This is a genomic window from Novosphingobium aeonii (genome assembly GCF_052279045.1).
Taxonomy (GTDB): Bacteria; Pseudomonadota; Alphaproteobacteria; order Sphingomonadales; family Sphingomonadaceae; genus Novosphingobium.
Window position 1 is genome coordinate 3,002,116 of record NZ_CP176832.1, and the last position, 14,928, is coordinate 3,017,043.

The 14,928-nt window shown below is 65.0% G+C and carries 9 protein-coding genes; 6 read left to right on the forward strand and 3 right to left on the reverse strand.

All coding sequences use genetic code 11. From position 1 onward, the window contains the following. Positions 1-77 precede the first annotated feature (77 nt). From ACLIMP_RS14450 to ACLIMP_RS14460, 3 genes are all read left to right on the forward strand, one after another. A complete protein-coding gene (locus tag ACLIMP_RS14450) occupies positions 78-1,298 on the forward strand; it encodes an argininosuccinate synthase (RefSeq protein WP_443477925.1) in 1,221 nt (406 codons plus the stop codon). 129 nt (positions 1,299-1,427) lie between these two features. After that, the gene (locus ACLIMP_RS14455; protein ID WP_443477926.1) at positions 1,428-1,967 is read left to right on the forward strand and encodes a septal ring lytic transglycosylase RlpA family protein; all 540 of its coding nucleotides are present in this window, start codon (positions 1,428-1,430) and stop codon (positions 1,965-1,967) included. Between the two features lie 1,621 nt (positions 1,968-3,588). After that, on the forward strand, positions 3,589-5,940 hold the full coding sequence (locus tag ACLIMP_RS14460) for an arylsulfatase (protein WP_443477927.1): 2,352 nt from the start codon (positions 3,589-3,591) through the stop codon (positions 5,938-5,940). Between the two features lie 376 nt (positions 5,941-6,316). Here ACLIMP_RS14460 and ACLIMP_RS14465 read toward each other — a convergent pair whose 3' ends face one another. Both ACLIMP_RS14465 and uvrA read right to left on the reverse strand, forming a co-directional pair. After that, the gene (locus ACLIMP_RS14465; protein WP_054434091.1) at positions 6,317-7,351 is read right to left on the reverse strand and encodes an IS110 family RNA-guided transposase; all 1,035 of its coding nucleotides are present in this window, start codon (positions 7,349-7,351) and stop codon (positions 6,317-6,319) included. A 226-nt stretch (positions 7,352-7,577) separates the two neighbouring features. Next, positions 7,578-10,478 (reverse strand): excinuclease ABC subunit UvrA, encoded by a 2,901-nt coding sequence (gene uvrA, locus ACLIMP_RS14470; RefSeq protein ID WP_324696346.1) that lies wholly within the window; start codon positions 10,476-10,478, stop codon positions 7,578-7,580. Between the two features lie 488 nt (positions 10,479-10,966). On the opposite strand from uvrA, the gene ACLIMP_RS14475 reads away from it, so the two are divergent. Together ACLIMP_RS14475 and ACLIMP_RS14480 are read left to right on the forward strand one after the other, a co-directional pair. Continuing rightward, positions 10,967-11,368, forward strand: coding sequence for a UrcA family protein (locus tag ACLIMP_RS14475; RefSeq protein ID WP_185996903.1), 402 nt, complete (start codon positions 10,967-10,969; stop codon positions 11,366-11,368). 201 nt (positions 11,369-11,569) lie between these two features. Beyond that, positions 11,570-11,965, forward strand: a complete 396-nt coding sequence (locus tag ACLIMP_RS14480) for a hypothetical protein (RefSeq protein ID WP_443477928.1) — start codon at positions 11,570-11,572, stop codon at positions 11,963-11,965. A 49-nt stretch (positions 11,966-12,014) separates the two neighbouring features. On the opposite strand, the gene ACLIMP_RS14485 is transcribed toward ACLIMP_RS14480, so the two are convergent. Continuing rightward, positions 12,015-13,040: an N-acetylmuramidase domain-containing protein gene (locus ACLIMP_RS14485; RefSeq protein ID WP_443477929.1), complete on the reverse strand. Its 1,026-nt coding sequence runs from the start codon at positions 13,038-13,040 to the stop codon at positions 12,015-12,017. 199 nt (positions 13,041-13,239) lie between these two features. Here ACLIMP_RS14485 and ACLIMP_RS14490 point away from each other — a divergent pair, with 199 nt between their 5' ends. Further along, the gene (locus tag ACLIMP_RS14490) at positions 13,240-14,928 is read left to right on the forward strand and encodes a M28 family metallopeptidase (protein ID WP_324696352.1); all 1,689 of its coding nucleotides are present in this window, start codon (positions 13,240-13,242) and stop codon (positions 14,926-14,928) included.

Genomic DNA, 14,928 nt, shown 5'->3' on the forward strand with positions numbered 1-14,928 from the left:
CCTTCATTGCGCAGCGGGGCGCGTGCTGATAGGCGCGCCCCCGAATCTCAATGCCCTTTCCTGCGGAGCCTGCGCCCATGTCCGACAGCATCAAGAAGGTCGTCCTCGCCTACTCCGGCGGCCTCGACACCAGCGTCATCCTCAAGTGGCTTCAGGTCACGTACAACTGCGAAGTCGTGACCTTCACGGCCGACCTCGGCCAGGGTGAAGAACTCGAACCCGCGCGCGCCAAGGCCAAGCTGATGGGCCTGCCGGACGAGAACATCTATATCGACGACCTGCGCGAGGAATTCGTGCGCGACTTCGTCTTCCCGATGATGCGCGCCAATGCCCGCTACGAAGGCGACTATCTCCTCGGCACGTCGATCGCCCGCCCGCTGATCTCCAAGCGCCTGATCGAGATCGCGCACGAAACCGGCGCCGACGCCGTCGCGCATGGCGCCACCGGCAAGGGCAACGACCAGGTCCGCTTCGAACTCTCGGCCTATGCCCTCGATCCCAACATCAAGGTCATCGCCCCCTGGCGCGAATGGGACCTGACCAGCCGCACCGCGCTCATCGCCTGGGCAGAGCAGCACCAGATCCCCGTCCCCAAGGACAAGCGCGGCGAAAGCCCGTTCTCGACCGATGCAAACCTCCTCCACACCTCGTCCGAAGGCAAGGTTCTGGAAGATCCGTGGGAAGAAACCCCGGACTACGTCTACTCGCGCACCGTCAACCCGGAAGACGCGCCGGACGCACCGGAATACATCACTGTCGACTTCGAGAAGGGTGACGGCGTCGCGCTCAACGGCGTGGCGATGAGCCCCGCCTCGCTGCTCACCGCGCTCAATGAGCTCGGCCGCAAGCACGGCATCGGCCGCCTCGATCTGGTTGAGAACCGCTTCGTAGGTATGAAGTCGCGCGGCATGTACGAGACGCCGGGCGGCGAGATCTACGCTCGCGCCCATCGCGGCATCGAACAGATCACGCTCGACCGCGGCGCCGCGCACCTCAAGGACGAGCTCATGCCGAAGTATGCAGAGCTGATCTACAACGGCTTCTGGTTCGCGCCGGAGCGCGAGATGCTGCAGGCCGCGATCGATCACTCGCAGGCGCGCGTGAACGGCACCGTCCGCCTGAAGCTCTACAAGGGCAATGCCTTGGTCGTCGGCCGCAAGTCGGCGGACTCGCTCTACTCCGAACGCCACGTCACGTTCGAGGATGATGCCGGCGCCTACGACCAGAAGGACGCGGCCGGCTTCATCAAGCTGAATGCCCTGCGACTCCGCCTGCTCGCCCAGCGCGACGCGAAGTAACAGGCAGCGGATTCGGCCCTCCGAATCCTTTCAACGTCTTAACGACATCCGGCGGCCCGTTGCCAAAGTGCGACGGGCCGCTTTTGCATGGGTCCACAGCGCGACGAACTGCCTGTAGGACTCCTCGCCATGACGGGGAAGCACAACCAACCGCATAAAGCCCGCCGGATTGCCCGGATCGGCTTTGCTCTAGCCACCGCTGCCATGCTGGTAGCGCCGGCCTCCTCGGCGATCGCCGAGTCGAAGCTGGCGCCCGCAAAGGCCGCTGCCGAGGCACCCGCACCTGCCGCGATCGTCGCCGCACCCGCAGCCACCACGCCCGTCGCCGCCCTGCCGCAATCGCTTGAGCAGGACTTCGAGGCTATCAAGGGCGGCACCGCCAGCTTCTATGGCCACTCGCTCCGGGGAGCCCGCACCGCCAGCGGCGAGCGCTTCAACCCGGATGACCTCACGGCCGCCCATCCCTCGCTGCCCTTCGGCACGAAGCTGCGCGTCACCAACGCGCTCACTGGCGATTCCGTCATGGTCCGCATCAACGACCGCGGCCCGTTCCACTCCAACCGCGTGATCGACCTTTCCGAGGCCGCCGCGAAGGAAATCGGCATCGCCCGCATGGGCTCAGGCAAAGTCGAACTGGCCGTCCTTTCCGACGACGCCAACGACGAGTAATCCGCGAAAATCCCTGAAGCAGGACCAGAAACGGGGCCAGAAACAGGGAAGGCCGACGCGGTAACGGAGGGGGTGGGGGAAGCACCACGCCGACCTTCACCCATCATAACATCGCACCCCGCATCGGGTTCCCGGCGCCGCTCAGGTTGACACGCTTTACACTGTCCCGAGCAAGAAAAGCCGCCCCCGACCGACTTGAACTCCATCGGCGGCGCCACCTCCCCGCCCAGCACCGCATCGACCGCACCTTCCGCGCGGCGACGCCAGCCATCCCACTCACCCGCCGCCGCCTCGCGCCAGAGCGCCACGCGCGGATCGGGCTCGTCCTCCGGCCCCGCCTCGCCCGCCGCCACAGCCTGCTCCCACGCCGCATCGGCCTCGTCCTGGAGCATGACGCCCGCCCGGTCGGCATAGACCTCCCGCGACGGCGGCAGGACCGGCTCCGGCCGCCCGGCCCGCACCGGCGCCACCTCGAACAGCTCCGCCGGCGCCTCGCCCGCAACCACCGCCAGCACTTCGTCGAACCGCTCCGCCAGATCGCCGCCCCGCTCTCCCGAGCGCGCCGCATCTGCCTCCACCAGCCGGTCGAGCCGCCCCAGATGCGCCAGCAGCAACCGCGCATCGTAACGCCGCCGCACCGCCACCTGCTCGCCATGATAGAACACCGGCTCCTCCACCCCATCGAGCGCCCGCGTCGCCAGCACGTCCTCGACATGCCGCCGCGCCAGCACCAGCGCCGCATCCCACCCCCGCGCGAACACCCGGTCCCGCCGCCGCAACAGATAGGCCGACTGCCGCGACATCCCCACCGCCGCAGCCGCCGCCCGCACATCCCCCTTGCCGGAGAGCCGGTCGAGAAAACGCACCTTCCGCGCAGGAGACCACCCCTGCTCCCCCTCCCGAGGGAGAGGAAGACCATCGCCGCTCACAGCGAGCCCCAAGCTTGTCGAAGCGCGGAAGGAAGGATCGTGACCGGCCACGGGCGAGACATCCGGAGCCAGGGAAGAAGAAAGCGAAGTGCGAGGGCCATCGCCCTCGCGCTCCCCGCCCCTTTCCGCCGCGCCCCGCCGCCCCGGAGCACCCTCCCCGAGAGCTTCGTCCGGCCAGGCGCCGCAAGCCGAAGCGCCATCTTCTTCGTCGTCCCGGCGAAAGCCGGGATCGCCCTCGGCCGAGCGCCCACCCCGCCCGCGCGGAAAGGACTCCCCCGGCAACCCGATATCCCGAGAGCCCGGAATCCACCCCCGCCCGGCAGCGGTGGGATACGAAGAGTTTGAATGGTCGGACATGGTTCACCCCCAAGACTGGAGCCAAAGCCCCGGCGCAGCCGCGCCGGGGTGAACCGGATCATTTATCGCATGTGGGGAGGTGTAGGAAAGTTGAGCATCAAAGACTACGAAGGGCCGACTCCTTCCCGACCGGTTACGGATTGAAACGTCAGATAGCTGCCATTGCAAAGGTGGGGTAAGCGCATCGGTTTGAGCCGTTGCGCGAGCCAATTTGTCACTGCTGGTGCGCTGCCGCTCTCAGGTCTTTCAGCTCGCGCCGCTGGGGACAACCCCGATACCAGCAAGGGTCAATCACGTCATAATGCGGCTTCCTTCGCAAGGATTGGAGCAGCCCCATGCCCGAGATCGATCGCAGCCGCCTTCCGCTTCCCCGGCCGCCGTTCACCGGCAGAGTCGGCAAAACCTACCAGGATTCGGAAAGCCAATGGCCGGAATTGCCCCAGCCGCCCATGGGTGCGCCCAATGTGGTTCTCATATTGCTGGACGACGTCGGCTTCGGCCAGGCGAGCACGTTCGGCGGGCCGGTGCCGACGCCGGTTCTGGACAAGTTGGCGGGGAGCGGGCTGCGCTACACGCGGTTTCACACTACGGCGATCTGCGGTCCATCGCGCGCGGCGCTGATTACCGGGCGCAATCACCACAATTGCGGCACCGGGTTCCTGTCGGAATGGGCGACCGGCTTCCCCAGCTACAATAATATGATCCCGCAATCGACCTCTACGGTGGGGCGCATTCTGAAAGAAAACGGCTACGCGACCAGCTGGTTCGGCAAGAATCACAATACGCCTGACTGGGAGAGCAGTGTCGCCGGTCCGTTCGACCGCTGGCCCACCGGCATGGGTTTCGACTATTTCTATGGCTTCATTGCCGGGGAAACCCACCAGTACTACCCGGTCCTCTTCGAGAACACCGTCGCCGTGGAGCCCGACAAGTCGCCGGAGGAAGGCTACCATTTTCAGACCGACATGACCGACCGCGCGATCAACTGGATCCGCTATTCGAAGTCGGTCGCGCCCGATAAGCCCTATTTCTGCTACTTCGCGCCGGGCGCGGCCCATGCGCCGCATCATGCTCCGGCCGAGTGGCGAGACAAGTTCAAGGGCCAGTTCGACAAAGGCTGGGAAAAGGTCCGTGAAGAAACCTATCAGCGGCAACTCGCTGCCGGCATCATCCCACAGGACACCGAACTCACGGCGAAGCCGGACTGGGTGCAAAACTGGGACAGCCTGTCGGGCGATGAGAAGAAGCTGTTCGCGCGGTTCATGGAGAACTTTGCTGGCTATCTCTCTTTCGCCGACCACGAGTGTGGCCGCCTGATCGACGCCGTGCACGGACTGCCGGACGCGGACAATACGATCATCATCTATATCGTCGGCGATAACGGCGCGAGTTCCGAAGGCGGCATGACCGGGACCGTCAACGAGGTGATGAACCTCAACGGCATCCCCTCGTCGATCGAGGACAATCTGGCCGCTTATGACGAGATCGGTGGCCCGAATACCGAGCCGCACTATCCGCTGGGCTGGGCCTGGAGCGGCAACGCTCCGTTCCAATGGGTGAAGCAGGTCGCCTCCCACTTCGGCGGATCGCGCAATCCGATGGTGATTTCATGGCCGGACAAGATCAAGGACAAGGGCGGGCTGCGGCCGCAGTTCTGCCATCTGATCGATATCGTGCCGACCCTGCTGGACGCCGCAGGCATTCCCGCGCCGGATTACGTCAACGGCGTCGAACAGAAGCCGATGGACGGCGTTTCCATCCAGTCGACATTCGCAGGCGCCGATGCCCATGCCGTTCGCGAACGCCAGTACTTCGAGGTTTTCTCCAACCGGGCGATCTACGACAAGGGCTGGATCGCCTGCGCGCAGCACACATTCCCGTGGCGGCAGGACTTCGCGCCGGGCCACTGGGAAAACGATGTCTGGGAACTCTACAACATCGACGAGGACTTCAGCGAGGCCAAGAACTTGGCCGCCACGCACCCGGAGAAGGTGGAGGAACTGAAGCGGATCTTCGATGAGGAAGCAGAGAAATACAACGTCTACCCGCTCGACGACCGCGGGTCCGGCCGCCTCGCAGAGCCGAAGCCATCACCGGGCGGCGCGGATCCAAACCGCACCGACTTCACCTATTACGAGGGCGCCGCGCGCCTGCCGGAAACGGCTGCGCCCAATACCAAGAACCGGTCGCACTCGATCAAGGTGGTGGTCGACAACGATTCGGGCAAAGCCGAGGGCGTCCTGCTTGCGGCAGGCGGCGGGTCGGCTGGCTATGCCATCTACATTCTCGATGGCAAGCCGGTGTACCACTACAACTTCTTCGAGAAGGACCGGCTGAACGTCGTGTCGAGCAAGCCGCTTCCCAAGGGCACGTCGACCATCGAAGTCGCCTTCGCTTATGACGGCGGCGGGCTGGGCAAGGGCGGCGAGGCGGTTCTGCTGCTGGATGGTGAGGAAGTAGCCCGGGGCCGCATCGAACAGACGGTCGCGGGCCGGTTCGGGATCGACACCTTCGGAGTTGGGGCGGATAGCGGATCGCCGGTATCGGACGCCTACAAGCCGCCCTTCGCTTTCAAGGGCGGCAAGATCGAGCGGGTGGACATCAAGCTGGCCGCCCGCAATCTCAGCCAGAGCGAGGAAGACGAATTGCACGAACGCTATCTGGCGTTCGCCCAGCATATTGAGTGAGCTTTCCGGGGACGCGCAAAGACACCCATTCCGGCACCGGGCGAACCATGCCGATCGCCCGGTGCACCCGGCCACGGACCGGATCGTCGGCAACATCTGGCGTCCGAGAACGGCATCTGTGGACGCCCCTTCGGATGCAAGCAGTAAATCGGGGTTTGTTGGCACGTAGTCGGATGCTGTCATCTGTCCGGCCTCGATGAGCAGCGCCATATGCTGCGGGCCAGTATGGGAGTTCGCGGACCGGATCCATTTCAGCTATGCGCGCTTGGCTAGCGCTCTGCCATTCCCTGGTTCTTCCAGCCCCGTCTCGCCGACTGTTGTGCCATACCCTCCTTCGACCGCCTACGTCCCCGACGCCTCTGGCCGCTGCCTTGACTTACGTCGCGACCGCTGCCGGAGCTCTGTAATCTTCGTTCTTTGTGAGCAACGCCCAGACCATGCGCGCCATCTTGTTGGCGAGCGCTACCGAGACGAGCATGCGCGGCTTGCGCTCCAGCATCCGCTCAAGCCACGAGCCGGCAGGCGCGCCAAACCGGCATGCCTGGCGTACCATTGAGCTGCCGCCGATGATCAGTAGTCGTCTGATCGTCCGCTCGCCCATCTTCGATATGCTGCCGAGCCGCTGTTTGCCGCCGGTCGAGTGCTGACGGGGGGCGAGGCCAAGCCAAGCCGCGAAGTCGCGACCCTTACGGAACGTCTCGACCGGCGGGGCCAGCGCGATGATGGCGGTCGCAGCGATAGGACCGATCCCTGGAATGGTCATTAGCCGCCTGGCTGCTTCATCCTCCTTGGCACGCTGTGCGATCTCACGGTCCAGCACGGCAACCTGCTTGTCGAGATCGGCCAGCATGTCGACCATGAGCTTGAACATGGGCCGTGCCGCTGCAGGCAGACTTGAAGTCATTTCCTCATCCTCGAGCAGGTCGGCGAGCATTGTCATATGCGCTGTGCCGCGCGGTGCTACCCAACCATACTCCGCTAGGTGCCCGCGAATGGCGTTGATCAACTGAGTGCGCTGCCGCACCGCTAGGTCACGTGTGCGGAACACGAGCCCTGCGGCCTGTTGCTCTTCGCTTTTCACCGCCACGAAGCGCATGCCTGGGCGCTGCGCAGCCTCGGCAATCGCTTCAGCATCAATCGCATCGTTCTTGTTCCGCTTCACGAATGGCTTCACGTAAGATGGCGGGATCAACCGCACATCGTGCCCCATCGTCTGTAGCTGACGCGCCCAATGATGGGCGCCACCGCACGCCTCGAGCGCTACTATGCATACCGGCTGACCTGCGAAGAACTCGAGCAGCTTTGCTCTCGTCAGCTTGCGGCTGAAAACCATCGCACCCCGCTCGTCAGCGCCATGCGCATGGAAAACGTTCTTGGCGATATCCAGACCGATTGTGGTAACCTGTGACACGGACGCCTCCTCAGTGGTGCTTCAACACCTCCACTTTGCCATAAAGGCTGTCGGGGGCGTCCACCCCATCAGCTATTAGGGAAATCGACTGGACGGCCCGAGGCGGTAATGGGCGCAAAGCCACCGCCAAACTTGCTGAACTTGATCGGCAAGTCGACTTTCGAACAACTCAAGATGATCTGGAACGACAGCGCCGCGCCAAGCAATCCCCGGCGCGGCGGATCGATCACTTGGCCAGCAGCGGCTTCAGATAGTGCCCGGTGAAGGACTTCTTCACCTTCACGATATCCTCCGGCGTACCTTCGGCGATCACCTCGCCGCCGCGCACGCCGCCTTCGGGGCCCATGTCGATGATCCAGTCGGCGGTCTTGATGACATCGAGGTTGTGTTCGATCACCACAACCGAATTGCCCTGCTCGACAAGGCGGTGGAGCACTTCGAGCAGTTTGCGCACGTCCTCGAAGTGGAGGCCGGTGGTGGGCTCGTCGAGGATGTAGAGCGTCTGGCCGGTGGAGCGGCGGGCCAGTTCCTTGGCGAGCTTGACGCGCTGCGCCTCGCCGCCGGACAGCGTGGTCGCCTGCTGGCCGACCTTGACGTAGCCGAGGCCCACCTCGTTCAGCATGTGCATCTTGTCGCGGATCGGCGGCACGGCCTTGAAGAACTCCTCCGCGTCCTCGATCGTCATGTCGAGCACGTCGGCGATGGAGTGGCCCTTGAACTTCACTTCCAGCGTTTCGCGGTTGTAGCGCTTGCCGTGGCATTCCTCGCACGTGACGTAGACGTCGGGCAGGAAGTGCATCTCGATCTTGATGAGGCCGTCGCCCTGGCATGCCTCGCACCGGCCGCCCTTGACGTTGAAGCTGAAGCGCCCGGCCTTGTAGCCGCGTGCTTCCGATTCCGGGAGGCCCGCGAACCAGTCGCGGATCTGGGTGAAGGCCCCGGTGTAGGTGGCGGGGTTGGAGCGCGGGGTGCGGCCGATGGGGGACTGGTCGATCTCGATCACCTTGTCGCAGTGTTCGAGCCCGGTGATCCGGTCATGCGCGCCCGCCACCACGCGCGCCCCGTTGAGCTGGCGCGAGGCGCCGGCCTGCAGGGTGTCGATGGTGAGCGAGCTTTTGCCCGAGCCGGAAACGCCGGTGACGCAGCAGAAGGTGCCGAGCGGGAAGGCCGCCGTCACGTTCCTGAGGTTGTTGGCGCGGGCGTTCTCGACCACGATCTGCTTGCCGTTGCCCTTGCGGCGGGTGGTCGGCACCTCGATCTTGCGGGTGCCGTTGAGGTAGGCGGCGGTAAGGCTGTTCTTGGCTTTCAGCACTTGCTTGAGCGTGCCTTCGGCCACGATCTCGCCGCCATGGACACCGGCGCCGGGGCCAAGGTCAACAATATGGTCGGCGGTGCGGATCGCGTCCTCGTCATGTTCGACGACGATCACGGTGTTGCCAAGGTCGCGCAGGCGCTTGAGCGTTTCCAGCAGCATGTCGTTGTCGCGCTGGTGGAGGCCGATCGAGGGTTCGTCGAGCACGTAGAGCACGCCCGACAGGCCCGAGCCGATCTGGCTGGCAAGGCGGATGCGCTGGCTCTCGCCGCCTGACAGGGTGCCGCTGGTGCGGTCGAGGTTGAGGTAATCGAGCCCGACGTTGTTGAGGAAGCCGAGGCGCTCGTTGATTTCCTTGAGTATGGCCTTGGCGATCTGCTGCTGCTGGCTGGTCAGCTTGCCCTCAAGCTCCCCGAACCACGCGAAGCCATCCGCCACCGAAAGGCGCGCGGCATCGGCGATGTCGCTGCCGGCGATCTTCACCGAAAGCGCCTCGGGCTTCAGGCGCTTGCCATCGCAGGTCTCGCAGGGCTGCGCGGTCTGGAACTTGGACAGTTCCTCGCGCATCCAGGCAGAGTCGGTCTGGATCATGCGGCGGTTGAGGTTGCCGATCACGCCCTCGAACGGCTTGTTGACCGTGTATTCCTTCTTGCCGTCCCTGAACGTCAGCGGCACGGCCTTGCCCGCGGTGCCGTAGAGGATGACGATCTTCACCTCGGGCGAAAGCGCGTCCCACGGCGTGGTGAGGTCGAAACCGAAGTGCTCGGCCAGGCTGGAGAGCACCTGCATGTAATAGGGCGAAGGCGGGTTCGACTTGGCCCAGGGCACCACGGCGCCCTGCTTGAGGCTGAGATGCTCGTTCGGGACCACCAGTTGCGGGTCGAACAGCAGCTTCTCTCCCAACCCGTCGCAGGCCGGGCAGGCGCCTTGCGGGGCGTTGAACGAGAACAGGCGCGGCTCGATCTCCTCGATGGTGAAGCCGCTGACCGGGCAGGCGAACTTTTCCGAGAAGACGATGCGGTTCGGCGGCAGGCCGGTTCCCTTGAGGGTCTTCTTCGCACCCTTCCCCTCTTCCTCACGGCCGGGAACGACGCCGTCGGCGAGGTCGATATAGGCCAGCCCTTCGGCCAGCTTCAGCGCCTGTTCGAAGCTGTCTGCAAGGCGGGTCTGGATGCCGTCCTTCACCGCGATACGGTCCACCACGACCTCGATGTCGTGCTTGTACTTCTTGTCGAGCGCGGGGGCGTCCTCGATGGCATAGAGTTCGCCGTCGATGCGGACGCGGGTGTAGCCCGCCTTCTGCCACTCGGCCAGTTCCTTGCGGTATTCGCCCTTGCGGCCGCGGACCACCGGCGCCAGCAGATAGGCGCGGGTGCCTTCGGGCAGTTCCATCACCCGATCGACCATGTTGGACACGGTCTGCGCCTCGATCGGCAGGCCCGTGGCCGGCGAATAGGGAATGCCCACGCGCGCCCAGAGCAGGCGCATGTAGTCCCAGATCTCCGTCACCGTCGCCACCGTGGAGCGCGGGTTGCGGCTGGTGGTCTTCTGCTCGATCGAGATCGCGGGGCTGAGGCCGTCGATATGCTCGACGTCCGGCTTCTGCATCATCTCCAGGAACTGGCGCGCATAGGCCGAGAGACTCTCGACATAGCGGCGCTGCCCTTCGGCATAGATCGTGTCGAACGCGAGGCTCGATTTCCCCGAGCCCGACAGCCCGGTGATGACGATCAGCTTCTCGCGCGGAAGCTCGATGTCGAAGCCCTTGAGGTTATGCTCGCGCGCACCGCGCACCGTGATGTGGGAGAGACTCATGGAGGTGACGTGTTCCAGATTTGTTCGCAAAGCGCAAGCAGCCGCGCCGCTCTCCGATCGCCTCGCCGAAATGCCAGGCCGCGATGTGGGGACGCCCTGCGCGATTGCAACGCCGGGCGCGGCAGGCCTGTCATGTCGCCCGTCGATCCGCAAATGCCGTTCGACGACAGAGACCGCGTTATGACTTGAAAGCGACATGGTTCTGCGCAATAGCAGGATCGCCCGATAAAAGTACCGACTCACCTTTTGCGATATGGCAATTTACTCATACAAGTAAATTTACGCGCATACCTTGAACGCCGGGGTGATAATCGCGGGGCCTTTTAAAGTATAGACATATTTATACTTAGGTCGACACCCTCCCCACAGCCTGTGGCTGTTTGGGAACGACTTTCCACATCCATTGAGGTCGCCAGCAGTTCGCTGCCCCGTAGATCCGCGAAGGTCTGCGTGCGGGGGCTGCACTCTCGAGCAACAGGAGAATGCAGATGACCAGGATTCACACGAAAATCGTCACCACCGCCATGTTCGCCATGGCCTCGTTCGCGCTTGTCACCCCCGTCCTTGCGGACGTGGTGGTCAAGGAAGTCCGCAACTCGAACCTGCCAACCCGCGAGGTCCGCTACGGGGACCTCGATCTCACCACCGCCAGCGGTCAGGATTCGCTGACGCGGCGCCTCACCGTCGCGGTACGCCAGGTGTGCGGCGGCGCGGACATGCGCGACCTGCCGGCATATTCCGACATGATGCGGTGCCGCGACGATTCCTCGGAAAGGGCCTTCACACAGCGTGATGCCCTGTTCGCCGAACGGATCGCCGCGCGCGGCCAGCCCGACCGGATCGCGACCAATACCCGCGCGATTTCGATCGTTGCCGTAAGGAGCCATTGAGCCGTCCAGGGATCGGGATTCCGCCGGCCGGAGAAATCCGGCCGGCGGCTTCTTGCCCGCAAATTCGCCCACGCCGCCTAACGGCGCGGCTCACGCCTGAACCGCTCCGTCGCGCCGGGCAACGGCTCGTCGCATAGCCGTTTGCATCCGCCCCATCGCCCCGCCAGAGCGCGGGAAAGCCAGCGAGGGATGGAGATTACGATGAGGGGAGCGCGCGCTCTGATTGCGTTCGGCACACTCGTGCTGGCGGCGGGACCGGCTCTGGCCGACGACCCTCACGACCGGATGAGCGCTGAGGATATCGCCCGCGATCGCGCGATCATTCGCAAGCTCAACAATGACCAGTTGCAGTACGTCCGCAAGCGCGACGCGCAATATGCTGCCGGATGGAAGGATTACGACCGCGCCCGGGGCGGCAACGACTATGCCGACGAGGACGCGAACGGGGACGCGGAGGAAGCGCCGCGCGGCAGCAGCTATTCGCGCCAATCCCGCGAATACGACAGGGCCCGCCGCGATTACGAGGCTGACCTTGCCCGCTGGCGCCGCGATGTCGCCGCCTGCCGCGCGGGCGACTATTCCCGCTGCGAGCGCTGAGACAGATCTTTCCTCCAGGCGGCACGGCAAGCTCCCGGACAATGGCCGTTCACGGCAGCAGCGCCGCCCATGTGGCGGCGCCGACGACGCCGTCCGCCTTGAGTGCTTTCGACTTCTGGAAATCCATCACCGCCTGCGCCGTCATCGAGCCGAAAGCGCCATCGGCGGGGAGCTTCAGCAGCTTCTGCAGGAAGGCGACATCCTCGCCCTTGTCGCCGAAGCGCAGCGGCTGGCGTGAAAGCGCGGCATCGACGGAGGGGCTGGCAGCGGCTGACGGCGCAGAGGAAGGCGCCTGAAGCGCAAGCCAGGTCTGCGCACCGACGATCCCGTCCGCATAGAGACCCTTGCCCTTCTGGAACGCAATCACCTTCGTCTTGGTGGCCGGGCCGAAATCGCCGTCCATCGGCAATCCCAGCAATTGCTGGAGATGCAGCACGGGCTGGCCCTTGTCTCCCAGCTTCAGCACCGGCGTGGGATTGGCGGTGCGCGCGCCGCCCGCCATGAAGCTCTCGTAAGCCCGGCGCATCTTGTTGTGATAGTCGTTCGCCGCGTAGTCCGGCCCGTTGTAGCCGCGTGCGAAGCCTGCCCAGTCCAGCCGGATCAGTTCGTCGTCCAGCCGGTTCTTGCGGATGAACCCGACGAAGGCATCAAGCTGCCCCGCTTCTCCATCGACCATCGCCTTCACGAACGCCTCGACGTCGGCATAGCCGGATGAAGCGTAATTGAAGCCCATGATCTGGAACCGGCCCCAGCTTGCCGACTGGAGCGCGGCCTTGCGGTCCAGCGCGATGGCCTGCCTGAGGCGTGGATACTCCCCTGCCCCGCCGACATAGCCGCCGCGCTTGGGCCAGGAGATATCGGAGTGGGCCGCGGTGTAATTGCCCTTCGTCAGTTTGTGGAAGATGTGCCGTTCGAACAGTATCTTGGGCCGTCCATCCGCAAGGAAACCGCCGCCTGCGCTTTCCACTTGCGATACAGCCCGGATGGCGGCAACCGAACAACCGATCTTCTTGGCGGCCGCTTCGTAATCCGCCGCAGACAAGGGCGCGGAATTCCCTTTGAATTCATCAGCCATGACCGTTTCCCCTCAAGTCATCATGAAATAGACTCGCGGCCCTGACATTTTTATTTGACGTATAATTACGCCGCCCCCGGTAGACCCACAATAACCATCAAGACGTAAGTATAACTACGATGATGGAGAATGGCGGCCCGCGCGCGCCGCCGGGCGCCGGGGCTTGCCTCCCCGGCCCCGCCTCCTAAAAGCGCTGGGCATGAACACCACCGTCACGCCCCGCTCCGCCCGCCGCCTCGCCCTCCCGCTGGTCGCGGCCCTCCTTGCCGCCACGGCCCACCCCGCTCTCGCCAGGGACGCGATCGATCCCGAGCGGATGGTGGCCGATGTGAAGACGCTGGCCTCGGACACGTTCGAAGGCCGCGCGCCCGGCACCGTGGGAGAGGAACGGACCATCGGCTACCTCATCGCCCGCTTCCAGGATATCGGCCTCCAGCCCGCCGGTCCGGACGGCCAGTGGGTGCAGAAGGTGCCGCTACTGCACACCCGGCTCGAAACGCCGGCGACACTGGCCTTCTCCAGCCCCAGGGGCGCCATGCCGGTGACCGTGGCCAAGGACATCTACATCTCGACCGTGCGCCCCGATGACACCGCCCGCATCGCCGGCGCCCCCGTGGTCTTCGTCGGCTACGGCGTGAACGCGCCGGAACGCGGCTGGGACGATTTCAAGGGCATGGACCTCAAGGGCAAGGTCGTGGTCTTCCTCATCAACGACCCCGACTTCCACGCCGGAAAGGGTGAGCCTGCCGCCGGAAAGTTCGGCGACCGGACGATGACCTACTATGGCCGCTGGACCTACAAGTTCGAGGAAGCCGCGCGGCAGGGCGCGGTAGCGGCGCTGATCGTCCACGAGACGGAAGGCGCGGGCTATGGCTGGAACGTCGTCACCAGTCCGGGCGGCGAAAACTACGACATCGTGCGCTCGCCCGACAAGCTGACCAGCCTCGCCTTGCAGGGCTGGCTCTCGGCCGATGCGGCAACGCGGCTGTTCTCCTCTGCCGGGCTGGACCTGACAAAGCTCTCCGCCGCCGCGCGCCGTCCGGATTTCCGGCCGGTGACGCTCAAGGGCGTCAGCTTCGACGCCGAAGTGCCGGTGAAGCACGAGGAAGTCATGAGCCACAACGTGCTGGCGCAGATCCCCGGCACCGCGCGCAAGGACGAAGTGGTGATGTTCGGCGCCCACTGGGACGCCTACGGCAAGGGCGCGCCCGATGCGCAGGGCCGCATCTACCGCGCCGGCGCCAATGACGACGGCATCGGCATTGCCGGCATCCTCGACATCGCCCGCGTCATGAAGAGCGAACCGGCGCCGCAGCGCACGGTGGTCTTCGCGGCGTGGACCGCGGAGGAGCGCGGGCTGCTCGGTTCGGAATTCTATGCCGCCAACCCGGTGTTCCCGATGGAGAAGACCGTCGCCAACCTCACCATCGACGTGCTCCAGACCGCGGGCGCCGCTAACGACGTGACGGTGATCGGCAAGGGCCAGGACACGCTGGAGGACGACATGGCGCGCGTCGCCGCCACCCAGGGCCGCCGCGTGACGGTAGAGAGCCTGCCCGAGCGCGGGCTGTTCTACCGCGCGGACCACTTCTCCTTCGCCAAGCGCGGCGTGCCGGTCATGCTGATGATGGGCCTTGCCGGAGCGGCCGACCTGAAGGACGGCGGCGTCAAGGCCGGGCAGGCCTGGATCGATGCCTATACCGGCCAGTGCTACCACCAGGCCTGCGACGCCTGGTCGCCCGACTGGAAGATGGAAGGCGCGGTGCAGGACGTGGAACTGGTCCGCGAGATCGGCCGCGACCTCGCCAATTCGGCGAAGTGGCCGCAGTGGAAACCCGGCTCCGAGTTCAAGGGCCTGCGCGACAAGTCGGACGCGGTGCGCAAGTAA